Origin of the sequence: Streptomyces echinoruber (assembly GCF_014651135.1) — a bacterium.
In the GTDB taxonomy this organism is placed as follows: domain Bacteria; phylum Actinomycetota; class Actinomycetes; order Streptomycetales; family Streptomycetaceae; genus Streptomyces; species Streptomyces echinoruber.
Genome location: NZ_BMWH01000003.1, coordinates 370,723 through 393,930, shown reverse-complemented (window position 1 = coordinate 393,930; position 23,208 = coordinate 370,723). Strand labels below are relative to the sequence as shown.

General features: G+C 72.4%; 22 protein-coding genes and 2 riboswitches. Of the genes, 7 read left to right on the top strand and 15 right to left on the bottom strand.

Going from position 1 to position 23,208, the window contains the following annotated elements:
* Nucleotides 1-30 precede the first annotated feature (30 nt).
* Nucleotides 31-795: an N-acetylmuramoyl-L-alanine amidase gene (locus IE225_RS06790; protein WP_190056416.1), complete on the top strand. Its 765-nt coding sequence runs from the start codon at nt 31-33 to the stop codon at nt 793-795.
* A gap of 104 nt (nt 796-899) precedes the next feature.
* Here the strand turns inward: IE225_RS06790 and IE225_RS06785 are convergent, their stop codons facing one another.
* The 3 genes from IE225_RS06785 to IE225_RS06775 all read right to left on the bottom strand — a co-directional run bounded on the left by IE225_RS06785 (nt 900) and on the right by IE225_RS06775 (nt 2,802).
* Nucleotides 900-2,069, bottom strand: coding sequence for a cysteine desulfurase family protein (locus tag IE225_RS06785; RefSeq protein ID WP_190056415.1), 1,170 nt, complete (start codon nt 2,067-2,069; stop codon nt 900-902).
* 245 nt (nt 2,070-2,314) lie between these two features.
* Nucleotides 2,315-2,581: a DUF4190 domain-containing protein gene (locus tag IE225_RS06780; protein ID WP_190056414.1), complete on the bottom strand. Its 267-nt coding sequence runs from the start codon at nt 2,579-2,581 to the stop codon at nt 2,315-2,317.
* Between the two features lie 53 nt (nt 2,582-2,634).
* Nucleotides 2,635-2,802, bottom strand: a complete 168-nt coding sequence (locus IE225_RS06775; protein WP_190056413.1) for a hypothetical protein — start codon at nt 2,800-2,802, stop codon at nt 2,635-2,637.
* Nucleotides 2,803-2,958: 156 nt separating this feature from the next.
* On the opposite strand from IE225_RS06775, the gene IE225_RS06770 reads away from it, so the two are divergent.
* A complete protein-coding gene (locus IE225_RS06770) occupies nt 2,959-3,585 on the top strand; it encodes a TetR family transcriptional regulator (RefSeq protein ID WP_190056412.1) in 627 nt (208 codons plus the stop codon).
* Between the two features lie 114 nt (nt 3,586-3,699).
* Here IE225_RS06770 and IE225_RS06765 read toward each other — a convergent pair whose 3' ends face one another.
* On the bottom strand, nt 3,700-4,695 hold the full coding sequence (locus IE225_RS06765; RefSeq protein WP_190056411.1) for a helix-turn-helix transcriptional regulator: 996 nt from the start codon (nt 4,693-4,695) through the stop codon (nt 3,700-3,702).
* Nucleotides 4,696-4,851: 156 nt separating this feature from the next.
* On the opposite strand from IE225_RS06765, the gene IE225_RS06760 reads away from it, so the two are divergent.
* Complete coding sequence (locus IE225_RS06760) at nt 4,852-5,490, top strand: TIGR03086 family metal-binding protein (RefSeq protein WP_268249990.1); 639 nt, start codon at nt 4,852-4,854, stop codon at nt 5,488-5,490.
* 143 nt (nt 5,491-5,633) lie between these two features.
* Here IE225_RS06760 and IE225_RS06755 read toward each other — a convergent pair whose 3' ends face one another.
* Nucleotides 5,634-6,494 (bottom strand): thioesterase family protein, encoded by an 861-nt coding sequence (locus IE225_RS06755; protein WP_190056409.1) that lies wholly within the window; start codon nt 6,492-6,494, stop codon nt 5,634-5,636.
* A 131-nt stretch (nt 6,495-6,625) separates the two neighbouring features.
* Between IE225_RS06755 and IE225_RS06750 the strand changes: the two genes are divergently transcribed.
* Nucleotides 6,626-7,864 (top strand): alpha/beta hydrolase, encoded by a 1,239-nt coding sequence (locus tag IE225_RS06750; protein WP_190056408.1) that lies wholly within the window; start codon nt 6,626-6,628, stop codon nt 7,862-7,864.
* Here IE225_RS06750 and IE225_RS06745 read toward each other — a convergent pair.
* The 10 genes from IE225_RS06745 to IE225_RS06700 form a co-directional block, all read right to left on the bottom strand.
* Nucleotides 7,773-8,429 carry a trimeric intracellular cation channel family protein gene (locus IE225_RS06745; RefSeq protein ID WP_190056481.1) on the bottom strand — a complete coding sequence of 219 codons (657 nt, stop codon included), beginning with the start codon at nt 8,427-8,429 and terminating at the stop codon, nt 7,773-7,775. The two genes, IE225_RS06750 and IE225_RS06745, sit on opposite strands and share 92 nt — an antisense overlap.
* A gap of 56 nt (nt 8,430-8,485) precedes the next feature.
* Nucleotides 8,486-9,880 carry a M1 family metallopeptidase gene (locus IE225_RS06740; protein WP_190056407.1) on the bottom strand — a complete coding sequence of 465 codons (1,395 nt, stop codon included), beginning with the start codon at nt 9,878-9,880 and terminating at the stop codon, nt 8,486-8,488.
* Between the two features lie 97 nt (nt 9,881-9,977).
* The gene (locus tag IE225_RS06735) at nt 9,978-11,528 is read right to left on the bottom strand and encodes an ABC transporter ATP-binding protein (protein WP_229879288.1); all 1,551 of its coding nucleotides are present in this window, start codon (nt 11,526-11,528) and stop codon (nt 9,978-9,980) included.
* 23 nt (nt 11,529-11,551) lie between these two features.
* On the bottom strand, nt 11,552-12,649 hold the full coding sequence (locus tag IE225_RS06730; RefSeq protein WP_190056405.1) for an ABC transporter ATP-binding protein: 1,098 nt from the start codon (nt 12,647-12,649) through the stop codon (nt 11,552-11,554).
* Nucleotides 12,646-13,644 (bottom strand): ABC transporter permease, encoded by a 999-nt coding sequence (locus IE225_RS06725; protein WP_190056404.1) that lies wholly within the window; start codon nt 13,642-13,644, stop codon nt 12,646-12,648. Before IE225_RS06725 ends, IE225_RS06730 begins: the two co-directional genes overlap by 4 nt.
* A 110-nt stretch (nt 13,645-13,754) precedes the next feature.
* Nucleotides 13,755-15,545, bottom strand: coding sequence for an ABC transporter substrate-binding protein (locus tag IE225_RS06720; RefSeq protein WP_190056403.1), 1,791 nt, complete (start codon nt 15,543-15,545; stop codon nt 13,755-13,757).
* A 71-nt stretch (nt 15,546-15,616) separates the two neighbouring features.
* A complete protein-coding gene (locus IE225_RS06715; RefSeq protein ID WP_190056402.1) occupies nt 15,617-16,624 on the bottom strand; it encodes an ABC transporter permease in 1,008 nt (335 codons plus the stop codon).
* A 357-nt stretch (nt 16,625-16,981) separates the two neighbouring features.
* The gene (locus tag IE225_RS06710) at nt 16,982-17,779 is read right to left on the bottom strand and encodes an enhanced serine sensitivity protein SseB C-terminal domain-containing protein (RefSeq protein WP_190056401.1); all 798 of its coding nucleotides are present in this window, start codon (nt 17,777-17,779) and stop codon (nt 16,982-16,984) included.
* Nucleotides 17,780-17,916: 137 nt separating this feature from the next.
* Entirely contained in the window at nt 17,917-18,765 is an 849-nt protein-coding gene (locus IE225_RS06705; protein ID WP_190056400.1) for an enhanced serine sensitivity protein SseB, read from the bottom strand.
* A gap of 198 nt (nt 18,766-18,963) precedes the next feature.
* Complete coding sequence (locus IE225_RS06700) at nt 18,964-19,662, bottom strand: AAA family ATPase (RefSeq protein ID WP_190056399.1); 699 nt, start codon at nt 19,660-19,662, stop codon at nt 18,964-18,966.
* Nucleotides 19,663-19,835: 173 nt separating this feature from the next.
* Nucleotides 19,836-19,947: riboswitch (glycine riboswitch) on the top strand.
* Nucleotides 19,948-20,066, top strand: a riboswitch (glycine riboswitch).
* A gap of 44 nt (nt 20,067-20,110) precedes the next feature.
* Here IE225_RS06700 and gcvT point away from each other — a divergent pair.
* From gcvT to glyA, 3 genes are all read left to right on the top strand, one after another.
* Complete coding sequence (gene gcvT / locus IE225_RS06695) at nt 20,111-21,322, top strand: glycine cleavage system aminomethyltransferase GcvT (RefSeq protein ID WP_190056398.1); 1,212 nt, start codon at nt 20,111-20,113, stop codon at nt 21,320-21,322.
* 181 nt (nt 21,323-21,503) lie between these two features.
* The gene (gene gcvH / locus IE225_RS06690) at nt 21,504-21,884 is read left to right on the top strand and encodes a glycine cleavage system protein GcvH (protein WP_190056397.1); all 381 of its coding nucleotides are present in this window, start codon (nt 21,504-21,506) and stop codon (nt 21,882-21,884) included.
* 14 nt (nt 21,885-21,898) lie between these two features.
* Nucleotides 21,899-23,161, top strand: coding sequence for a serine hydroxymethyltransferase (gene glyA / locus IE225_RS06685; protein WP_190056396.1), 1,263 nt, complete (start codon nt 21,899-21,901; stop codon nt 23,159-23,161).
* Nucleotides 23,162-23,208 lie beyond the last annotated feature (47 nt).

Sequence of the window (23,208 nt, the reverse complement as noted above, 5' to 3'; positions counted from 1 at the left end):
CCCGGGCGGCCGGATGTCCGTTGGCCGGGCATGGGGGCGACACGGCACGTGGGAGCGATCACGGGTGGCACGGGTGACGGGGACGGCGGCACGGACGGTGCCGGCGAGAGGCGCGGCACGGACGGTGCCGGCGGTACGCGGGGTGCGTCCCGGCGGCTGCCGGGGCGGCGGGCGCTGCTCGTGGGCGGGACGGTGGCCGTGGCCGGGGCGGGCGTGCTGGCCCGGGACGAGCTGACGCGGCTGTGGTGGCGGACGCCGGGCGTGGACAAGCCGCGGACGCCGGGCGCGGTCGACTTCCGGGGCGCGCGCTGGGTGGCGGCCTCCCCCGCCAACTACCGGCGTGCGGACCGCCCGGCCGACTATCCGGTGGACATGGTCGTCGTCCACGTCACCCAGGGCGGCTACGCCAGTGCCGTCAAGGTCTTCCAGGACCCCGGGCACCGGGCCGCCGCCCACTACATCGTGCGGGCCGACGGCGGGATCACGCAGATGATCCGCGAGCTGGACGTCGCCTTCCACGCGGGCAACCGCGCGTACAACGAACGCAGCATCGGCATCGAGCACGTCGGGTTCGTGGAGCGCGCCTCCTCCTTCACCGACGCGATGTACGAGGCGTCGGCGCGGCTCACGGCCGCGATATGCGCGCGCTACGGCATCCCCGTGGACCGGCGGCACATCATCGGCCACGTGGAGGTGCCGGGCACCGACCACACCGACCCGGGGCCCCACTGGGACTGGGAGCGGTACCTGCGCCTGGTGCGGCGGGCACGGGCGGCGACGGCGACGCGCACCTGACCGGCACGGGCGGCGGCGCGCACCTGACCTGCACCGGCGGCGACGTGCGCCCGGCCGGCACAGGCGGCGACGGCCACGACGACGCGCGCCCGACCGGCCGGTTCCTACGTCAGTCCGGCCGCGCGCGCCCGTTCCACCGCCGGGCCGATGGCCTTGGCCAGGGCCTCGACGTCGGCCCGGGTGGAGGTGTGGCCGAGGGAGAAGCGCAGGGTGCCGCGGGCCAGGTCGGGGTCGGTGCCGGTGGCCAGGAGGACATGGCTGGGCTGGGCCACGCCGGCGGTGCAGGCGGAGCCCGTGGAGCACTCGATGCCCTGCGCGTCGAGCAGGAGCAGCAGGGAGTCGCCCTCACAGCCGGGGAAGGTGAAGTGCGCGTTGGCCGGAAGACGGCCCTGGGGGGACGGGTCGCCGCCCAGGATCGCCTCCGGCACCGCCGCCCGCACCGCGGCGATCAGCTCGTCGCGCAGGGCGCCGATCTCGCGGGCGAACCACTCCCGCCGCTCGGCGGCCAGGCGGCCCGCGACGGCGAAGGAGGCGACGGCGGGGACGTCGAGGGTGCCGGAGCGCACGTGCCGCTCCTGGCCGCCGCCGTGCAGCACCGGCACGGGGGTGTGCTCGCGGCCCAGGACCAGGGCGCCGATGCCGTAGGGGCCGCCGATCTTGTGACCGGAGATCGTCATGGCGGCGAGGCCGGAGGCGGCGAAGTCGACCGGGACCTGGCCGAACGCCTGCACCGCGTCGGAGTGCAGCGGGACGCCGAACTCGGCCGCCACGTCGGCGAGTTCACGGATCGGCAGGATGGTGCCGATCTCGTTGTTGGCCCACATCACGGTGGCCAGGGCGACGTCGTCGGGCCGGCGGGCGATCGCCTCGCGCAGCGCCTCGGGGTGGACGCGGCCGTAGGTGTCGACGGGGAGGTATTCGACGGTGGCGCCCTCGTGCTCGCCCAGCCAGTGGACGGCGTCCAGGACGGCGTGGTGCTCCACGGGGCTGGTCAGGATGCGGGTGCGGGCCGGGTCGGCGTCGCGGCGGGCCCAGTACAGGCCCTTGACGGCGAGGTTGTCGGCCTCGGTGCCGCCGGAGGTGAAGACGACCTCGCTGGGGCGGGCGCCGAGCGCCTCCGCGAGGGATTCACGGGCTTCCTCGACCGTGCGGCGGGCCCGGCGGCCCGATGCGTGCAGGGAGGAGGCGTTGCCGGTGACCCCCAGCTGGGCGGTCAGCGCCTCTGCCGCCTCCGGGAGCATCGGGGTGGTCGCGGCGTGGTCGAGGTATGCCATGGTGAGGCCGATTCTACGGGCCTGCTGTAGCCGACGTCGGCCGCGTATGCGCCTTACCGCGGCCACGTGCGCGCCTTACCGCGGCCGCGTGCGCGCCTTGCCCGCGCCGGGCCGGGGCGTCCCCACCGCCCCCGCACCCCTTGGACCGCCTCGCCCGGCGGTCACGCCCGCTCCACCGGCGCTTCTCACGCGGCTTTCCCCCGCCCGGAGGCTTCGGAAGCCCCGGGAGTCAGAAGCTCCAGGAGTCAGAAGCTCCAGGAGATCGACTGGTCCGCCTGCATGAAGGCGACCAGGACGACCAGGTCGGCGACGCCGAGGGTGAGGCCGAGCAGGGCGCGGCCGGGGCGCCCGGTGCCACGGCAGAGCGCGACGGCGGCCAGGACGATGGCGACGGGGCCGAGGAAGACGTTGAGGACGAGGAGGCCGAGCAGGCCCAGGACGAAGGACGCGACGGCCATGCCGTCGGTGTCGCGGATGCCGGTCCGGCGGGTGGCCGGTGCGGTGAGGTGCATGGTGGTCAGCTCCCGACGGTCGGACGTGCCAGGGACGGTGTCAGGGACGGTGGTCAGCGGGTGGACGGGCCGCGGCGGCGGCCGAGGCGCTCGCGGAGCGCGAAGACGGCGAGCCAGACGGCGATGACGGCGCCGGCGACGACGTCGAAGCCCAGCGGCGCGTGGGCGACGGTGCCCAGCAGCATGCCGAGCAGCAGCAGGGCGGCGACGAGGAACAGCATGATGCGGAAGACCCCCCTTCGAGCCCCTCCGAGAGAACGGAAGACCGCTCTCGCGACATCTCGGTGAACGGTTGTAGTTACAGTTGTTCACTGACTTTCCAGTCTAGCGCGCCGTACGGCTTTCCCATTCCAGAGAACAGTTGTTAACTGCATGGCATGAGTCACACCCTCGGCATCCGGCAGGCGCAGAAGCAGAAGACCCGTCAGGCGCTGCTGGACGCGGCGCTGGTCCTGCTGGAGGAGCAGAGCCTGAGCAGCCTGGGCCTGCGGGAGGTCACCCGCGCCGTCGGGGTCGCCCCGACCGCCTTCTACCGGCACTTCCGCTCCACGGCGGACCTCGGCGTGGCGCTGGTGGAGGAGGCGCTGGGCAGCCTGCACCCGATGATCCGGACGACGGTGTCCACGGCGAGCGACAGCGCCGAACGCATCGACCGCACCGTGGAGTTGATCGCCCGGCACGTGGAGACGCACCCCGCGCACGTCCGCTTCGTCGCCCGGGAGCGGCACGGCGGGGTGCAGCCGGTGCGGCAGGCCATACGGGCCCAACTGGAGCGGTTCGCCGAGGAGGTGAGGGACGAGCTGGCCAAGGACCCCGTGTCCGAGGGCTGGAGCGCGGACGACTTGCTGATGCTCGCCACCCTCTACGTCGACCAGATGCTCATCACGGCCTCGCTGTTCCTGGAGGCCCTGGACGCGCCCGCCGAGGAACGGGACCGCGTCACCCGGCTCGCCGCCCGCCAGTTGCGGCTCATCAGCATCGGCCGCCGACACTGGCTGGAGTGACCGGCGGGGACCGCGCCCCGGTCCGTACCCGGTCACCCGTCCGCTCGGCAGCCGGGCCTGCCCGCCAAAGGCGCCGGCCGAGCACGTCCCGAACACCCCGTCCCGCCCGGTGGTTCAGCCCTCCGGCCGGGCCGGGCGCCGGTACAGCTCCATGACCGACGCGGCGGCGGCCGCCAGTTCCGCGCGCACCTGCGGCGGCTGGAGCACCTCCACCCGGTCGGAGAACGCGAGCAGTTGGCGGGTCTCGCGGACGAAGCCGTACGACAGCCGCACCGTCACCCACTCCCCCTCGCCGTCCTCGTCGTCCCCGCCGTCTTCGTCGGGCGGCTCGGCCAGGTACGCGGCCGTCACGCGCGTGAACATGTCGAGGAAATCGCGGCGCACCCGCACGGTGACGTCGATGCCGCCGGACCGCTCCTCGACCTGACGGCGCAACACCTCCCACACATCGGCCAGTTCGACTCCGGGCCGCCGCCGCACGGGCTCGTCGAGCAGGCGCGCCGACTGCACCCGGTCGGCGCGGAACAGCCGCGGCGCGCCCCGCCGGTCGGCGACCAGGTACCACACACCCGCCTTGGCGACCAGGCCGTAGGGATCGACGGTGTACGTGCGGGGCGCGCGCTGCCCGCTGTGCCGGTAGCGCAGCCGCAGGCGCCGGTCGGCGAACACCGCGTCCCGCAGCACGTCCAGGTCGACGGCCCGCTGCGGGCCGCCCCACCAGCGGGTGGCGTCCACCAGGATGCGGCGGCTGGTCAGCTCGGCGGCGGGCCGGTGCGGCGCGGGCAGGGCCGCCAGCACCTTGCGCAGCGCCGAACCGAGCGCCGCGTCCAGGCCGAGGGCCGTGTGCGCGCCTCGCGCGGCCACCAGGAACAGGGCCCGCGACTCGTCCTCGGTCAGCCCCGTCACGTCCGTGCGGAAGCCCGGCAGCAGGGCGATGCCGCCGTGCCGGCCGCGCTCGGCGTAGACGGGGACGCCGGACGCCGACAGCGCCTCCACGTCGCGGTAGATCGTCCGCACCGACACCTCCAGCCGCTCGGCGAGCTCACCCGCGGGCACACGCCCGCGGGTCTGCAGGAGCAGCAGGATCGACAGCAGCCGGTCGGACTTCACGGCACCAGGATCACCGGGCGCGGACGGCCCGGCAAATGCTGACGGGAACTGTCAGGTTATGGGGCGAGGCTCGGGAGCGTCACCGACGAGAGCCCTTCCGAAAGGACCGTCATGAGCACCGCGTTTTCCGAGTCTTCCGGGTCTTCCGGGTTTTCCGTGTCTTCCGAGTCTTCCGGGTCTTCCGAGTCTTCCGGGTCTTCCGGGTCTTCCGGGTTTCCCGACCCCCGTCCCGTCTACGCCCGCGCCACCGAGCAGGCCGTGGCGCTGATCAAGACCGTCCGGCAGGAGCAGCTGACCGCGCCGACGCCGTGCAGCGAGTTCGACGTCCGGGCGCTGCTGAGCCACGTCGTCGGCGTCACCCGGCGGTTCGCGGTCGTCGGGGAGGGCGGTGACGGGCTCGCCCTGGAGCCGGTCGCCGGGGACGTGGCCGACGACGCGTGGGCCGCCGCGTACGACGAGGCCCGGACGCGGGCGATCCGGGCCTGGTCGGCGGACGGGCGGATGCGGTCGCCGGTACGGGTGCCGTGGGGCGAGGTGCCGGGGTGGCAGGCGCTGTCGGGGTATGTCATGGAGACCGTGACGCACACCTGGGACCTGTCCGAGGCGCTGGGGCACCCGCTGGAACTCGACGACGAACTCGCCGGGTTCGCGCTGGGTGTGGCGCGGCGGGTGCTGCCGGAGGCGGAGCGGGACGCGAGCCGGCCGTTCGCCGCGGCGGTCGAGCCCCCGGCCGGCGGCGGCGTGTACGGCGAGCTGGCCGCGTGGCTGGGCAGGACGCCGCTCGCCGGCCGCTGAGCCCCGGGGAGGGGCCTCCCCGCCGACCGGCCGAGCCCCGAAGGGACCATCGCGGCGGCCGGGCGGCGGGGACACGCCGGGTCACCCCGCGGGGCGCCGGCGCGCCCCCGCCGGATCACCCCAGCCGGCTCACCCCGGCCGGGTCACCCCAGCCGTACCCGCGCCAGTTGCCGGGACTGCGCCACCAGGCGGTCCCGCGTGTCCCACACCTCCGCGTCCTCCTCCAGGAAGCCCCCGGCGAGGTTCCGCGTCGTGATGGACACCCGCAGCGGGCCGGGTGCCGGGAGGGCGCGGACGTGGACCGTGAGTTCCACCGTGGGGACCCAGCCGGTCAGGCCGAGTTCGAAGGCGGTGGGCGGCAGGGCGTCCACGGCGAGGAGAAGCGCGAGGGGGTCGGGGTCGCGGCCGTCGGCGAGGCCGAACCAGGCGCGCATCTCGCCGCGCCCGGAGGGGGCGCCGACCGCCCAGCCCACGGTGGCCGGGTCCAGCCTGACCCGCAGCCGGTCGGTGATGGGCGAGCTGCCGGAGAGCGGGACCGGGCCGTCCTCGGGGCCGAGGCAGCGTTCGAGCGGCGGGATCGCGGGCGGTTCGGCCGTCGTGCGGACGTCGTCGGGCAGGGCCGCCAGGTCGCCGTAGGAGGCGAGGACGCGGATGCGTTCCACCTCGCGCCCCTCGTCGTCGTACTGGAGCAGCGAGGCCTGGCCGGTGGAGAGGGTGCGGCCGGTGCGGACCTGCTGGGTGCGGATCACCGCGGGGCCCGGCCGGGAGGCGGTCAGGTAGTGCGCGGTGACGGTGAAGGGGTGCGGGTGCGGCAGGGCGTGGCCGAGGGCGCGGCCCAGCAGGGCCAGCAGGTAGCCGCCGTTGACGGCGTCGAAGACGGTCCAGCCGGCGGAGAGGTCGGTGTCGTAGACGCCGGGTTCGCGCGGTGTGACCGCGGTGTCGCGGTCGAACTCGCTGTCGCCGACGGTCGCGTGCGCGGCGCGTGCGGTGGCTGCTTCGGGCATGGCTGAACAGTACAAGAAGAAATTACTAAGCGGTAGCTTTCGACTGCCGCGGAAGTGAGATCTGGGCAATTTCCTGGTAAGTGTCCGTGTCGTCCGTCAACCTTCGGCCGCCGGAAGGCCTCTGTTAGGGCATGAGCCTGACCGGGACTCCGTTCCTCTACACCGTCGTCGCGCTGACCGCCGTCGCCCTGGTGCTGCCGCTCATGCTGTGGTCGCGGCTGCGCGGGCCCCGGGTGCTGCGCGCCGCCGCCCGGGTGCTGATGCTGCTGTTCGCCCAGGGCACGGCCGTCACTCTGGTCTTCGTACTGGTGAACAACGCGAACGACCTCTACGACAACTGGGCCGACCTGTTCGGCACCGGCGACCACGTGCAGCAGGCCGCCGACCTCGGCCCCGACGGCACCGGCGGGATCCCCCTGGAGCACCTGCCCCGGCAGCGGGCGGTGTTCACCGCCGCGACCGGGCCGGGCATGCGGGCCGCCGGCGGGGTGCGCGTCACCCAGCTCAGGGGCCGGGTGTCGGGCGTGAACGCCGAGGTGTACGTGTGGCTGCCGCCGCAGTACGACCGGCCCGCCTACCGCCACCACAGGTTCCCGGTGGTGGAGCTGCTGCCCGGCTACCCGGGGTCGGCCAAGGCGTGGTTCGGGTCGCTGAGGGTGCACGAGCAGCTGCTGCCGCTGATGCGCAGCGGCAGGGTGGCGCCGTTCATCCTGGTGGCGCCGCGCACCAACCTGCTGGCCGGGGCGGACACCGGCTGCGCGAACATCCCGGGCACCGTCAACGCCGACTCCTGGCTGAGCGTCGACGTGCCGCGGATGGTGACGGACACCTTCCGCGCCGCGCCGGCACCCGCGGGCTGGGCGGTGGCCGGGTACTCGGCCGGCGGGCACTGCGCGACCAAGCTGGCCGTCGCCCACCCGGACCGCTACCGGGCCGCGATCAGCATGTCCGGCTACAACGACCCGAGCGGCGAGCCCGGCTCCCTCGCCGCCCAGACCCCGGCCCTGCGCGCCGCCAACAACCCCTACCTGCTGCTGCGCGGGGCGCTCGCCCCGCCGGCCGTGGCGCTGTACGAGTCCGGGCAGCCGCACGACGGCTACGAGGCGGCCCTGGCGCTGCGGCGGATCGCCGAGGCGCCGACGACCGTGCACGTGGTCTTCCTCCCCAGGAGCGCCGGCGGGCACACCATGGCGCTGTGGCGGCCGCAGATCGTGCCGGCCTTCCGCTGGCTGACCGAGGAAATGGGCCAGGCCCGGGCCGGCCGGGTCCGGGCCGGCGCTACTCCTCCGTCACGGTCGACCGGCGGTTCCACGCACGAGGCGCTCGCCAGTGACAGCGCATCGCGAGCAGGCGCAGCACGAAGGCGGTGACCACCGCCAGCGTGGTGGTCACCGGAGTGAGCGCGTGGCAGCGCAGGCACAGGGCGACGATCGTCGCGCCGACGATGGCGGGCACCGCGTACAGGTCGCGGTCCCAGCGCAGCAGGGACGGCACCTCGTTGGCGAGCACGTCGCGCAGCACCCCGCCGCCCACCGCGGTGGCCAGGCCCAGGGTCACCGAGGAGGTGAGGCCGAGCCCGTGCTCGTAGGCCTTGATGGTGCCGGCCACGCAGAACAGGCCGAGGCCGGCCGCGTCGAAGACGTTGACCGCGGCCTGGATGCGCTCCACCTGGGGGTGCAGGAAGAAGACGAGGAGCGCGGCGAGCAGCGGGGTGAGGAAGTACCCCAGGTCGGTGAAGGCGGCCGGGGGTACGGCGCCGATGACCAGGTCGCGAAACAGCCCTCCGCCCAGCGCGGTGACCTCGGCGAGCACGGCGATGCCGAAGACGTCGAAGTTCTTGCGGACGGCCAGCAGCGCGCCGGAGATGGCGAAGACGAAGATGCCCACCAGGTCGAGGGTGTGCTGGACGGAGGGGCTGAACAGTTGCTGGAGCACCCTTACATTCTTACCCATCCTGGGTCGTGCGCCTTACAAACCCAGGTCAGGGTGCCCTACAGGGCTGGTTTTCCGGTGGTGAACAGCCAGGTGTGGAACAGATCACCGAGCCGCCGGCCGGAGATCTCCTCCGCGAGGCGGACGAAGTCGGCCGTGCTCGCGTTGCCGTAGCGGTGCCGGGCGGTCCAGGCGGGCAGCAGCCGGAAAAAGGCCCGGTCGCCGATGCGCTCGCGCAGCATCTGCAACGTCATCGCGCCGCGCTGGTAGACGGCGGAGGAGAACATGGTGTCGCGCTGCGGGTCGCCCACGGTGATCCGCCAGAAGGCGCTGTCGGCGGGCCGGGCGTCGTAGGCGGCGCGGAAGGCGTCGTGCGCGGTGCGGGTGCCCTTGTGCTCCTCCCACAGCCACTGCGCGTAGGTGGCGAAGCCCTCGTTGAGCCAGATGTCCTTCCAGCGGGCCACCGACACCGAGTCGCCGAACCACTGGTGGGCCAGCTCGTGCACGATCGTCGTCTCGTTGCGCACCGCCGAGTAGGCCGGCTTGGACTGCACCTCCAGCGAGAACCCGGCCTGCGGCATGTCGTCGACGATCGCGCCGGTCTCCTCGAAGGGGTAGGGCCCGAAGATCCGCGACCAGTAGTCGGTGGCCGCGGCCGTGACGCCGTAGACGTCGACGGTGCTCGCGTCCGCCAGCGCCGGGTCGGTCGCCACGTAGATCGGGACGCCGCCCGGGGTGCGGCCGGTGCGCACGTCGAACCGGCCGATCGTCGCGGTGGCGAGATAGGTCGCCATGGGCCGCGCCTCGCGCCAGTGGGTGTACGTCGAGCCGCCCTTGTCGTACGTCGAGACCAGCCGGCCGTTGGAGACCGCGGTCAGCCCCTTCGGCGCCTTGATCCGGATGTCGTAGGTGGCCTTGTCGGAGGGGTGGTCGCTGGACGGGAACCAGGTGGAGGCGGCGTTGGGCTCGCAGGCGACGAAGACGCCGTCGGCGGTCTTCATCCAGCCGTAGGGGGAGCCGAAGATGATCGGGCCGCCGAGCGGCTGCGGGACGCCGCCGTAGGTGACGGTGACCGTGAAGGTGCGGCCCGCGGCGAGGACGCCGCGCGGGGTGACGCGCAGTTCGTCGCCGTCGCGGGTGAAGCCGGCGCGTCTGCCGTTCACCTCGACCCGGGTGACCTGGAGCTGCTGCAGGTCGAGGTCGAAGGAGGACAGGGTCCGCGTGGCGCGGGCGGCCAGCGTCGTGCGGCCGTCCAGACGCCCGGTGGCGGGGTCGTAGGCGACGTCGAGGTCGTAGTGGCGGGCGTCGAAGCCGCCGTTGCCGAGCAGCGGGAAGTAGGAGTCGCCGACGCCCGGGGCGCCCGGGGTGGGGGCGGGGGCGGCGGCGACGGTGCAGAACGCGGCGGTCGCGGTGGCGACCACGGCCGCTAAACGTGCCGAACGGGAGAGTGCCACGGGGTGTCCCTTTCAGGCGTGTGCCGGTCGGACGGACACCCTCGACTGTGGCCTCTCCCGTTCGGTCATGGGCATGACTTTGCCAACTCGTCATGCCCTACTTGTCAGTTGACTCCTGACCGTCGCTCTCCTCCGCGGACTCCTGACGGCCGGTCTCCCCCGCCGCCTCCCGGCGGTCGGTCTTCGACACGTCGACGGAGGCCGGCTCCGCCGAGGCGGACTCGGCGGACTCCGAAGCGGGCTCGGCGGACTCCGAAGCGGGCTCGGTCGACTTCGAGACGGACTTCGAAACGGGCTCGGTCGGCTTCGAGACGGACTTCGAAACCGGCTCGGTCGACTTCGAGGCAGGCTCGGTGGCCTCCGAGGCGGACCTGGCAGTCTTCGAGACGGACTCGCCGGACTCCGAAGAGGACTCGGCGGACCCGGCGGACTTCGAGACGGACTCGCCGGACGCCGGCTCCGCCGGCCCCTCCAGTTCCGCCGCCACCGCCGCCGACGTCTCCGCCGACTGGGCCAGCACCTCGTCGGACACCAGCTCCGCCGCCTCCTTGGCGGCGGACAGCAGCACGGTGTCCTGCGGCTGCTGGTCCGCGAAGTTCTCCGGGTGGTGGCAGGCGACCCGCTGCCCCGGGCGCAGCTCGGCGAGCGGCGGCTCGGTGGTGCGGCAGATCTCCGTGGCCTTCCAGCACCGGGTGTGGAACCGGCAGCCGCTGGGCGGCGAGATCGGCGAGGGCACGTCGCCCTTGAGCAGGATGCGCTCGCTCCTGGCCGACTTGCGCGACGGGTCCGGGATCGGCACCGCCGACAGCAGGGCCTTGGTGTACGGGTGCATCGGCGACTTGTAGAGCTGGTCGCGGTCGGCCAGCTCGACGATCTTGCCGAGGTACATCACCGCGATCCGGTCCGAGACGTGCCGGACGACCGACAGGTCGTGCGCGATGATCACGTACGTCAGGCCGAGCTCCTGCTGCAGGTCGTCGAGGAGGTTGACGACCTGGGCCTGGATCGACACGTCCAGCGCGGAGACCGGCTCGTCGGCCACGACCAGCTTGGGGTTGAGCGCGAGGGCGCGGGCGATGCCGATGCGCTGGCGCTGGCCGCCGGAGAACTCGTGCGGGTAGCGGTTGTAGTGCTCGGGGTTGAGCCCCACGACCGACAGCAGCCGCTGCACTTCCTTCTTGATGCCGCCCTCGGGCTCGACGCCCTGCAGCCGGAAGGGTGCGCCGACGATGGTGCCGATGGTGTGACGGGGGTTCAGGGAGGAGTACGGGTCCTGGAAGATCATCTGCACGTCGCGGCGCAGCGGGCGCATGCCGCCCACGCCGAGGTGTGTGATGTCCCGGCCCTCGAACTCGATCCTGCCGCCGGTCGGTTCCAGCAGCCGGGTGATCAGCCGGCCCATCGTCGACTTGCCGCAGCCCGACTCGCCCACCACGCCGAGGGTCTCCCCGCGGCGCACCTCGAAGTCGATGCCGTCGACCGCGTGCACGGCGCCGACCTGGCGCTGCAGCAGGCCCTTCTTGATGGGGAAGTGCTTCTGCAGGCCGGTCACCTTCAGCAGGACGTCACCGTCGGCGGCGTCCTTGGTGAGGGTGGCGCCGCCGGCGGCCGTCGCCTTGGTGCCGTCGCTCTTGGCGGGCGTGGTCACAGCCGTGTCCTTGGGGTTCTCGCTCACAGCCTCGGCGCAATCTCTTCGGTCCAGATACGCTCCCGCTGCTCCTTCGTCAGGTGGCAGGCGGCCCAGTGCTTGCTGTCGACCTCGGTCAGCTCGGGGCGCACCGTGCGGGTGACGTTGTCCTTCGGGAGGTCCGCGTACGGGCAGCGCGGGTTGAAGGCGCAGCCCGAGGGGACGTTGATGAGGGAGGGCGGGGAGCCCTTGACCGGGACCAGGCGCTCCTGCTGCTCGCGGTCCAGGCGCGGCATCGAGCCGAGCAGCCCCCAGGTGTAGGGGTGGCGGGGCTCGTAGAACACCTTCTCCGCCGGGCCGCGCTCGACGCAGCGGCCCGCGTACATCACCAGCAGGTCGTCGGCGAGTTCGGCGACGACGCCCAGGTCGTGGGTGATGATGATGACCGCGGAGCCGAACTCCTTCTGCAGGTCGCGGATGAGGTCGAGGATCTGCGCCTGCACGGTGACGTCCAGGGCGGTGGTCGGCTCGTCCGCGATGAGCAGCTCGGGGTTGTTCACCAGCGCCATCGCGATCATCGCGCGCTGGCGCATGCCGCCGGAGAACTCGTGCGGGTAGTTGTCCACCCGCTTGTCCGGCTGCGGGATGCCCACCCGGTCGAGCATCTCGATCGCCCGGCGGCGGGCGGTCTTCTTGTCGACGTCGTGGTGGATGCGGTAGGCCTCGATGATCTGCTGCCCGATGGTGTAGTACGGATGCAGCGCGGACAGCGGGTCCTGGAAGATCATCGCCATCTCGCGGCCGCGCAGCCGGCGCACCTCGTCCGGGTCGGCGGACAGCAGCTCGGTGCCGTTCAGCCAGATCTCGCCGGAGATGCGCGCCTTGCGCTTGCCGTACTGGCCCGCGGTGTGCAGGCCCATGATGCCGAGCGAGGTCACCGACTTGCCGGAGCCGGACTCGCCCACGATGCCGAGCGTCTTGCCCTTCTCGAGCTGGAAGCTGAGCCCGTCGACGGACTTCACCAGGCCGTCGTCGGTGGGGAAGTGCACCTTCAGGTCGCGCACTTCCAGGAAGGCGGTCGGGGCGGACGAGGTGACGGTGGGCTCGCCCACCACCGCTCCGCTCTTGCTGACTTCGGTCATGCGAGCCTCACTCGGGGGTCGATCACGGCGTACAGGACGTCCACCACGAGGTTGGCGATGAGCACCGCGAGGGAGGTGATCAGGGTGACGCCCAGGATGAAGGGCAGGTCCTGGTTCTTGATGGCGTCGAGGACCTTCTGTCCCAGGCCGGGCAGGCTGAACGTGGTCTCGGTCAGCACCGCGCCGCCGATCAGGGCGCCGAGGTCCATGCCGAGCATGGTCAGGATGGGCGTCATCGTCGAGCGCATGGCGTGCTTGCGGATGACGACCTGCTCGCGCAGGCCCTTGGCGCGGGCGGTGCGGATGTAGTCCTCGCCGAGCACCTCCAGCATGGTGGCCCGGGTGATGCGGGCGTACATCGCCGCGTACAGGAAGGCGAGCGTGACCCAGGGCAGGATCATGCCGCCGAGCCAGCCGGTGAAGCTCTCGTCGATGGGCACGTATTCGCCGTTGAACCACTTCAGCCCGTAGACGAAGATCGCCAGGCTGAGCAGGCCCGTGAAGTAGATGGGCAGCGAGACGCCGGCGAGGGCGACGACCATCGCGCTGCGGTCCCACAGGCTGCCCCGCTTCAGGGCGGAGAGGACGCCCGCCGCGACGCCGAAGACCAGCCACAGCACGGCGGCGCCGAGGGCCAGCTGCAGGGTGACCGGGAACCGGTCGGTCAGCACCGGCCACACGGCCTGCTCGCTGCGGAAGGAGTAGCCGAAGCACGGCGCGGCGCAATGCGTGACATCGCCGCCGGCCGCGTAGGTGCGCCCCGCGAAGATGCCCTTGAAGAACTCCCACACCTGGCTGTAGATCGGGTCGTCCAGACCCAGCTTCTCCCGCACCGCCTGGACGGCCGCGGGGTCGGCCTGCTTGCCGACAAAGCTCGTGGCGATGTCGACGCCGGCCCACTTGGGGACGACGAAGAAGATGCAGAAGACCGCCAGGACGACGACCACGAGCATCACTGCGGCGGCGAACAGCCGCCTGATGAGGTAAGCGAGCACAGCTTACGGCCCGCCGCGGACCGCGGGCCGCCGGAGGTCTTCCGGCGGCCCGCGGTCACGCCGCGCCGGCCTTCACCTGCCTTTCGTGCCGTACGGCGGGTGTGCCGGGGTTACTTCGTGGACTTCAGGCCGAGGTTGACGAAGTCGTACATGCCGTTGTACGCGTTCGACGTGTAGACGTCGGCCAGGCGCGAGGAACGCCAGTTGATGAACTTCTCGAAGACGAAGGGCAGGTAGTACGCGCCCTCCATCACCTTGTGGTTGATCTCCGTGGCGATCTTGGCCTTCTGCCCCTCGTCCATCGTGGCGATGTACTGGTCGAACAGCCCGTCGATCTTCTTGTCCTTGATCAGGGCGTAGTTGTTGTTGCCGCTCTGCAGGATGTACTTGCTGTCCCACAGCGGCATGCCGAAGCCCTGGACGGTCGGGAAGTCCGGACCCCAGCCCATGATGATGATGCCGTAGCCCTTCTTCTTCACGTTCGAGGGGCTGCCGATGATGCCGGTGGTCTGCGAGCCGTCGTACTGGTCGATCTGGGCGTTGATGCCGACCTTCTTCAGCGACGCCTGGAGGGACTCGGCGGTGGCCACCTCGGCCGGCTTGTTGTTGCGCACCGCGATGGTGGTGCTGAAGCCGTTCGGCTTGCCGCAGGCCTTCAGCTCCTGCTTGGCCAGGGCGGCGTTGCCGTTCTTGTTCTTGCCGGCCATCTGGTACGGGTCGTACTTCTGGCCCTCGGCGCCGGCCACGGACGGCGGGAGCATGTTGGTGCCGATGTCACCGCCGGCGACGGGGCCGCCGCGCGCGGTCTGCAGCGAGACGTGGTCGGCGCCGTAGATGACGGCCTTGCGGCAGTGGATGTTGTCGAACGGCTTCACGCTCTGCGGGAAGACCGCGTAGCGGATGTAGCCGGAGACCGGGTTGTCGAGGTTGGCCTTGTGCTGCTTCAGGGCGGTGGTGCGGCCCTGCGGCGACATGCCGGTCTGGTTCAGGTCGAGGTCGTAGTCGCCGGCGACCAGACGGGCGTCGAGGTCGTTGGCGTTGGTGAAGAACTTGATGCTGACCTTGTCCGGGTACGCCTTGCGGATCGGGTCCGAGGACGCCTTCCAGTTGGGGTTGCGCACCAGCACCAGGGACTTGCCCGGCGCGTACGACTGGAACTTGTACGGGCCGGAGGAGAAGGGGTGCAGGCCGTACTTGGACTTGGTGTCCTTGTCCTGGCGGACCGGGGAGGCCGAGGGCAGGGCGATCATCTGCAGGAAGTCCGAGTTGGGCTTCGGCAGGTGGAAGACGATCGTCTTGTCGTCCGGCGTCTCGATCGCCTTCAGGCCCAGCTTGTCCGCGGCCTTGTCCTTGTACGGGCCCTTGTACTCGCCCTTGGGGTCGAGCACGTCCTTGAGGTAGACCGGGCCGCCGGAGAGGACGTCCTGCGCCCAGATGCGCTCGATGCCGTACTTGACGTCCTTGGAGGTGATCGGCTTGCCGTCCTCCCAGGTGATGCCGTCGCGCAGGGTGAAGGTGTAGGTCTTGCCGCCGTCCGAGACCTTGCCCATGTCGGTCGCGAGGTCGGGCGTGAGCTGCGCGCCCTCGGCGCCCGGCTGCGTCTTGTAGGAGACCAGCTGGCGGCTGTAGTAGCGCGCGAAGTTCCACATGAAGCCGTAGTAACCGCGCGTGGTGTCCCAGGAGTCGGCGTCCTGGGCGGCGGCGAACTTCAGCTCGCCGCCCTTCTTGGCCGCCGAGGCCTGGGCGACCTTGTTGTTCGCGGCGTTGAAGCCGGCCGCGCCGCTGCCCGAACCGCCGTCGTTGCCGCCTCCGCCGCACGCCGCCGTGGTCAGCAGCGCGGCGACCACGGCGGCAGCGGCCATGGCCTGCTTGTGCCGCCCTGAGGTGCGTTGGGTAGTCACGATCTCGGATCCTCCGGATTAGATGAGAGACCCCGTGCCAGGTGCCACGGGTCGCTTGGGGGTACGGCAGGTCAGCGGGAGCCCTTCGGGTCCAGCGCGTCGCGCACGCCGTCACCGAAGAGGTTGAAGGCCAGCACGGTGACGAAGATCGCCACACCCGGAACCACCATGTACATGGGGTCCGAGTCGTAGTAGTCGATCGCGTTCGACAGCATCTGGCCCCAGGACGCGGTGGGCGGCTTGACGCCCACGCCGAGGAAGCTCAGCGCCGCCTCGGTGAGGATGTTGGTCGGAATCATCATCGTCGTGTACACGATGATCGGGGCGACGAGGTTGGGCAGCAGCTCCTTGAAGAGGATGTACAGCCGCCCCGCGCCGAGCGAGCGGGCCGCCTCGACGTACTCGCGCTCCCGCAGGCTGAGCGTCTGGCCGCGCACCACGCGGCCGATGTAGGGCCAGCCGAAGAAGCCGATGACCATGATCATCACGAACACGCGCACGCCCGTGCCGGTCAGCCCGAGCATGGAGGTCGGCATCACCGAGACCAGCGCGATGATGAACAGCAGCTGGGGAAAGGCGAGCAGGCCGTCCATGACACGGCTGATGAGGGAGTCCACCCAGCCGCCGAAGAAGCCCGCCAGGATGCCGAACACGGTGCCGAGCACCACGGCGACCAGCGCGGACAGGAAGCCGACCAGGAGCGAGATCTGGGCTCCGTAGAGGATGCGGGCGAAGATGTCGCGGCCGCTGACCGGCTCGACGCCGAGCCAGTGCTCGCCGCTGATGCCGCCGAGGGAACCCGTGGGGGTGCCGAACAGCGGGTCGATGAGGTTCTCGTGGTGCGCGTCCGGGTCCTGGCCGTACAGGTGCGCGAGCACGGGAGCCAGGGCGGCGACGACGATGAGGACGAGTACCACGACGCCGCCCGTCAGGGCGAGCTTGTCCCGCTTCAGGCGCTCCCAGGCGATCCGGCCCAGCGAACGCCCCTGTACGGCCTTGGCGGCGGTGCCTGCGACCGCCGCTTCCTCGACCGCGTTCGGGGCTGCTTCCGCGGCCGGCTCGTGCAATGGTGCCGTCATCTGGCAGGGACCCCTCTCAACCGGCGGTGGCCGGCCAGGACTTGCCGCGGTGGCGGCATGTTCAGTCGGTTGTACACAGGGGCGCGCAGCCCCTTGGTGCGGGAGTCTTCAACGGTTCGGCGATCTGTTGCCAGAGTTGGCGGCGAATGGATGCGCAACCGTGATGCTGTCTGGGGTTTTCCGTTATCCGGACAGCGATTTACGTGGGGCGGACACGGACACACCCGGACATACTGCCACGCAGGGTGGCAACCTCCCCTTATCTACGCGCGAAGAAGGGCGTCCGGTACGGGACGGCCGGAAGCCGCCCACCACAGGGCCGGGAACACGGGCCGGCGCACCCGGCACACGCCGGGCTCAGTAGCGGCCGGGCGCCGACGGGTAGCCGTACCCGCCCGCCGGGGCCTGCGCCGGGGCCGCGTGGGCCTCGCGGTCGTAGAAGGGCCGGGCGTGGGCCCGCAGCCACAGCACGACCGGGTCGTGGACGTCGGACATCACCACCGTGGAGACCGGCAGGCCGTCGGGGAGGGCGGCGACCGCCTGCCGCATCATGGCGCGCACCGCCTCCACCGACTGCGGGGAAGCGTCGTACACGTCCAGGCCGACGGCGAGGTAGGGCGCGCCGAGCGCGGGCTGCACCCAGGCGCGGCGCAGGGAGCGGACGACCGGGGTGCGGTGGGCGGCCTGGGTGAGCAGGGCGTAGAACTGCGGCACCTCGACGGCGGGCTCCGACAGGCGCAGCGGGCCCGCCGGGTGCCGGTCCAGGCCGAGGGCGATGCGCCGCAGGTCCGGCCAGGGCACGCCGACGCCGCCGCCGGGGGCGTGCGGGTTGAGCCAGAGGCCGTAGTGGTCGGGATAGAGCGCGCGGGCGATCTCGACGGTGTCGACGACCTCGCAGGAGCGGCTCCAGCCGCTGGCCGACAGCTCCTGGGCGGAGGTGACGCAGGGCGCGTAGCTGTGGCCGTCGACCTCCATGCGGCCGTACCGGGCGTCCGGAGAGCCGGCCTGGCCGTGCCACAGCAGCATCCAGACCTGGCCGGCGGCCGGGGTCGCGAGCGCGCGCAGGAGCGCCTCGTAGGCGTCGTAGCGCCCCGGCGTCACCTGGCGCAGCATGTGCTCGACCTGCCCGGCCGCGGCCGTGCCGCCAGCGCTCACCTTGTACCGCCCTTCGTGCCCCTCGACCGAGCCTGTCCCTAGCTTAAGGCCGCCCGGCGGCCGGGCACTTACCCCGGTTCGGGGGGCGGGGCCGGGCTCCTCGGGCGGCCGGGTGCCAGGGGTGCGAACGAGGCTCCTCAGTAACCGAGTTGGTAGAAGGGGCGCACCTTCTGCCGCATCCAGTCGCCCACCGGGTCCTGGGCCACGTCGAGCAGGACCAGGTTGACCGGCCACCGGACCGGGACGCGGCCCAGGGCGCGGCCCAGGGCGTCGAGGGGGCGGGCGCGCAGGTCGCCCTCCCACGGGGAGAGTTCGACGCCCTCCCGCTGGGAGAGTTCGACGCCCTCCCGCTGGGAGAGTTCGACACCGACGAACATGACCGGGTCGGCGGTCTCGATGGCGGCCAGGCAGCGGCGGGCGCTGAGCACGACGCCGGTGGCCGCGAACTCGGCGGAGGCGGCGGAGAGGAAGTCGACCGGGTCGTCCTGCCAGTCCGGTTCGAACAGCCGGACCCGGGCGCCGCTCACCGAGCCGTCCAGCGGGGTGCGCCCGGCGCGGCACAGCTCGGCCACCGCGGGCGGCGGCAGCGGGATGCCGACCACTCCCTCCGGGTTGATCGCGATGCCGGCCTGCGGGGGCAGGCCGCGGGCGAACTCCACGGCGGGCGCGATGGCGTACGGCATGTGCGCGCCGGCGACCCGGCGGAACTGCTCCTCGGAGCTGAACACCGGCACGTACGCCTGGCCGTCGAGCTCCAGGGCGGGCAGGTCGAGGGGGCCGCTGTGCGGGCCGCCGCCGTTGGGCAGCGGCACCCATACGAAGCTGCGGCCCAGCACCTCGATGATGCGGCCGGTCACCGACGGCGAGGCAGGCACGCCGAGCGACGCCGACAGCACCTCCTCCAGCTCGTTGCCGGGCCACCCGCCGTGCGGGTGGGGGTGCGCCTGCGCCGGGAAGTCCGCGGGATAGTCCGCCGCAAAGTCCATCTGCCTACCGCCTGCCGGGAACCACTCTCTGTGGCTGGAAAGGCTAACCGGTACGGAGATACGACGATGCGGCCGGTGCGGGACCGGATCCGGACGGCCGCCCCCTGGCGCCGGGCGGCCGACGCCCTGTCGCCCAGCGGGTCCGGCGGGTGCCCGACTCTCCCCCGCCCGGTGCCGCCGCCCCTCACCGCCCCGTCCTCACTCCCCGAACGACTCCCCGAACGCGATCCGCCGCAGCGTGTCCGCCGCGCGGCGGTCCAGCAGGACGGCGGAGGCGCAGCCCGCCGGGAGGGTGCCCCGCTCGACCGCGCGCAGGAGGCGGGCGGTGGCGCGGCGGTGGCGCAGGAAGGCGTAGCGGGAGACGCCGCGGCCGCGGTGGCGCTGGCCGGCGAGGGCCTCCTCGGGGGTGGCGTCGAGGACGACGAGGTGCAGCGCGCCGCCGCGGCGGCGGGCCGCGCGGCCCAGCCAGGCGCGCACCCAGGCCTGGGTGCCGCAGTCGTGCACGACGACGCCCCCGGCCCGGCGCAGGGCGCGGCGCAGCCCGGCGTAGTGGGCTAGGCGGACCAGGGGACGGTAGACGGCGTACGGCAGGACGCGGGGCAGGCGGGCCTCCCAGCGGTCGCGGGTGTCCTGCGAGTCGACGCGCCGCCCGTGCACCGTGCGGCGCATCAGGGTGGACTTGCCGCTGCCGGGCAGGCCGCTGACCACGACGACGTCGCACGGGCCGAAGACGAGGGCGCGCGGGCCGCGCCCGTCGCGCTCGCGCAGGTCGCGGACGACCGGAGCGGGACGGCCCCGCCCCGCGCGCGCCGGGGCGGACGGCCGCCCGATCAGGGCGGGGGCCGGCTCGGGCAGCGCGAGAGCCGGGGTCGTCGCGTGCGCCGTGGTCCTGTCCACCGTGGTCCTCCTCCTGAACGGGTCCCGGGGCCCCTCCCCACCGAGTGTAAAGAGAAGGTAATGCCGGTCTCTCGCGGTTCCGTCCGCGTCCCGTCACAGGCCGGTCACGGACGGGGCTGCCACCCGGCGGCGGGTCGTGCGATGATGTGGCCGCCAACTGCATACCGGCCGTTTGAATCCGCGCGGGAGAGTCCCGGGTGCGTACGCCTTCCGTACGAGTGCCCGGGCGCCGAAGGAGCAAGTCCCTCCCTTGAATCTCTCAGGCCCCGTTACCGCGCGGGCGAGGCACATCTGGAAAGCGGGCCGCCGGGGCACGGCGGCTCCACCCAAGGTGCAAGCCGTGGCCGTCCGCGCGCCGGGCGGTCAGGGTGAACCTCTCAGGTTCCGATGACAGATGGGGAGGACCGACGACCGTCCTCGCCCGTCATGTCCTGGGAGACCCCTGCTGATGAGCACTGCCGAATTCCCCACATCCCCCGAATCCCCCGAATCCCCCGCACCCTCCGCGGCCCCCGCGCCGCGCCGCACGGCGCTGGACGCGCTGCACCGCTCGCTGGGTGCGACGATGACCGACTTCGCCGGCTGGGAGATGCCCCTGCGCTACGGTTCCGAGCGCGACGAGCACACCGCCGTGCGCACCCGGGCCGGCCTGTTCGACCTCTCCCACATGGGGGAGATCACCGTCACCGGCCCGCAGGCCGGCGCCCTGCTCAATTACGCCCTCGTGGGCGACCTCGCCGCGCTGCGCCCCGGCCGCGCCCGCTACACCATGATCTGCCGCGCCGACGGCGGCATCCTCGACGACCTGATCGTCTACCGGCTCGCCGAGCAGGAGTACCTGGTCGTCGCCAACGCCGCCAACGCCCAGGTGGTCCTGGACGCGCTCACCGAGCGGTCGGCCGGCTTCGACGCCGCGGTGCGCGACGACCGCGACGCCTACGCCCTGCTCGCCGTCCAGGGCCCCGAATCGCCCGGCATCCTGAAGTCTCTCTCCCCCAAGGTCTCGGCTTCGCTCGACCAGGGAGGTGCCCCCATCGCCGACCTGGACGGCCTGAAGTACTACGCCGGGCTGCCCGGCACCGTCGCCGGCGTCCCGGCGCTGATCGCGCGCACCGGGTACACCGGCGAGGACGGCTTCGAGCTGTTCGTGCAGCCGGAGCACGCCGTGGAGCTGTGGCAGGCGCTGACCGCGGCGGGCGAGGACGCCGGCCTGGTGCCGTGCGGGCTGGCCTGCCGGGACACGCTCCGCCTGGAGGCGGGCATGCCGCTGTACGGGCACGAGCTGTCGACGGAGCTGACGCCGTTCGACGCCGGGCTGGGCCGGGTGGTGAAGTTCGACAAGGAGGGCGACTTCGTCGGCCGCGAGGCCCTGCGCGAGGCCGCCGACCGCGCCCGCGAGAACCCGCCCCGCGTCCTCGTCGGCCTGGTCGCCGAGGGCCGCCGCGTCCCGCGCGCCGGGTACGCGGTCACCGCCGGCGGCACGGTGATCGGCGAGGTCACCTCCGGCGCCCCCTCCCCCACGCTGGGCCGGCCGATCGCGATGGCCTACGTCGACGCCGCGCACGCGGCGCCCGGGACACCGGGCGTGCGCGTGGACATCCGCGGCAGCCAGGAGCCGTACGAGGTCGTGGCGCTGCCCTTCTACAAGCGGCAGAAGTAGAACACTGGTACAAGCGGCGGAAGCAGAACAGAAGCAGAACACCGGACGCGGGCGCCCCGCGCGCCCCGCGCCTCTTCCCCCTTTCCCCTGCTCACCGGCGCCCGCCCGGCGGCAGGTGCCCGCGGCACCGCCGGCAGATCCCTCTTCATCACACTCCCCTGCCTACAGGAGAATTCAGGCCATGTCCCAGACCCCCGAGAACCTGCGCTACAGCAAGGAGCACGAGTGGCTGTCGCCCGTCGAGGACGGCGTCGCCACGGTCGGCATCACCGAGTTCGCGGCCAACGCGCTCGGTGACGTCGTCTACGCCCAGCTCCCCGAGGTCGGCTCCACGGTCACCGCCGGCGAGACCTGCGGCGAGCTGGAGTCCACCAAGTCGGTCAGCGACCTGTACTCCCCGGTCACCGGCGAGGTCGTCGAGATCAACGAGGACGTGGTGAACGACCCGTCGCTGGTCAACTCCGCGCCCTTCGAGGGCGGCTGGCTGTTCAAGGTGCGCGTCACCGAGGAGCCGTCCGACCTGCTGAGCGCCGCCGAGTACGCCGAGCACGCGGCCGGCTGAGGAGTCGTATCCGCATGTCCCTTGTGAACACGCCCCTGCACGAGCTCGACCCGGACGTGGCCGCCGCCCTCGACGCCGAGCTGCACCGTCAGCAGTCCACGCTGGAGATGATCGCCTCGGAGAACTTCGCGCCGGTCGCGGTCATGGAGGCGCAGGGCTCGGTCCTCACCAACAAGTACGCCGAGGGCTATCCCGGCCGCCGCTACTACGGCGGCTGCGAGCACGTCGACGTCGTCGAGCGCATCGCGATCGAGCGCGTCAAGGAGCTCTTCGGCGCCGAGCACGCCAACGTGCAGCCGCACTCGGGCGCGCAGGCCAACGCGGCCGCGATGTTCGCGCTGCTGCAGCCCGGCGACACGATCATGGGTCTCAGCCTCGCCCACGGCGGGCACCTGACCCACGGCATGAAGATCAACTTCTCCGGGAAGCTCTACGACGTCGTCCCCTACCACGTGGGCGACGACGGCCTGGTCGACATGGCCGAGGTGGAGCGGCTGGCGAAGGAGACCCGGCCGAAGCTGATCGTGGCCGGCTGGTCCGCCTACCCGCGGCAGCTGGACTTCGCCGCGTTCCGCCGCATCGCGGACGAGGTCGGCGCGTACCTGATGGTCGACATGGCGCACTTCGCGGGCCTGGTCGCGGCCGGGCTGCACCCCAACCCGGTGCCGCACGCCCACGTGGTCACCACCACCACCCACAAGACGCTGGGCGGCCCGCGCGGCGGCGTCATCCTGTCCACCGCCGACCTCGCCAAGAAGATCAACTCCGCGGTCTTCCCCGGGCAGCAGGGCGGTCCGCTGGAGCACGTGATCGCCGCCAAGGCGGTGGCCTTCAAGGTCGCGGCGAGCGAGGAGTTCCGCGACCGGCAGCGCCGTACCGTGGAGGGGGCGCGGATCCTGGCCGAGCGCCTGGTGCGGGACGACGTCAGGGCCGTGGGCGTGGACGTGCTCTCCGGCGGCACCGACGTCCACCTGGTCCTGGTCGACCTGCGCCGCTCCGAGCTCGACGGGCAGCAGGCCGAGGACCGGCTGCACGAGATCGGCATCACGGTCAACCGCAACGCGGTCCCCAACGATCCCCGCCCGCCGATGGTCACCTCGGGCCTGCGCATCGGCACCCCGGCACTGGCCACCCGCGGCTTCGGGGCCGAGGACTTCGCCGAGGTCGCGGACGTGATCGCCGAGGCGCTGAAGCCGTCGTACGACGCGGCGGCGCTCAGGGCCAGGGTGACGGCGCTCGCCGACCGGCACCCGCTGTACCCCGGCCTGAAGAAGTAACGGGCCGTCCCCGGGGCGCCGCGGGCCCACGAAGCCCGCGGCGCCCG

Bases quoted from the DNA above. Each gene is read 5' to 3' on its own strand.
- IE225_RS06790 (WP_190056416.1), top strand. From the start codon at position 31: ATGGGGGCGACACGGCACGTGGGAGCGATCACGGGTGGCACGGGTGAC.
- IE225_RS06770 (WP_190056412.1), top strand. From the start codon at position 2,959: ATGAGTCACACCCTCGGCATCCGGCAGGCGCAGAAGCAGAAGACCCGT.
- IE225_RS06785 (WP_190056415.1), bottom strand. From the start codon at position 2,069: ATGGCATACCTCGACCACGCCGCGACCACCCCGATGCTCCCGGAGGCG.
- IE225_RS06775 (WP_190056413.1), bottom strand. From the start codon at position 2,802: ATGCTGTTCCTCGTCGCCGCCCTGCTGCTGCTCGGCATGCTGCTGGGC.
- IE225_RS06750 (WP_190056408.1), top strand. From the start codon at position 6,626: ATGAGCCTGACCGGGACTCCGTTCCTCTACACCGTCGTCGCGCTGACC.
- gcvH (WP_190056397.1), top strand. From the start codon at position 21,504: ATGTCCCAGACCCCCGAGAACCTGCGCTACAGCAAGGAGCACGAGTGG.
- gcvT (WP_190056398.1), top strand. From the start codon at position 20,111: ATGAGCACTGCCGAATTCCCCACATCCCCCGAATCCCCCGAATCCCCC.
- IE225_RS06715 (WP_190056402.1), bottom strand. From the start codon at position 16,624: ATGACGGCACCATTGCACGAGCCGGCCGCGGAAGCAGCCCCGAACGCG.
- IE225_RS06755 (WP_190056409.1), bottom strand. From the start codon at position 6,494: ATGCCCGAAGCAGCCACCGCACGCGCCGCGCACGCGACCGTCGGCGAC.
- IE225_RS06780 (WP_190056414.1), bottom strand. From the start codon at position 2,581: ATGCACCTCACCGCACCGGCCACCCGCCGGACCGGCATCCGCGACACC.
- IE225_RS06730 (WP_190056405.1), bottom strand. From the start codon at position 12,649: ATGACCGAAGTCAGCAAGAGCGGAGCGGTGGTGGGCGAGCCCACCGTC.
- glyA (WP_190056396.1), top strand. From the start codon at position 21,899: ATGTCCCTTGTGAACACGCCCCTGCACGAGCTCGACCCGGACGTGGCC.
- IE225_RS06705 (WP_190056400.1), bottom strand. From the start codon at position 18,765: ATGGACTTTGCGGCGGACTATCCCGCGGACTTCCCGGCGCAGGCGCAC.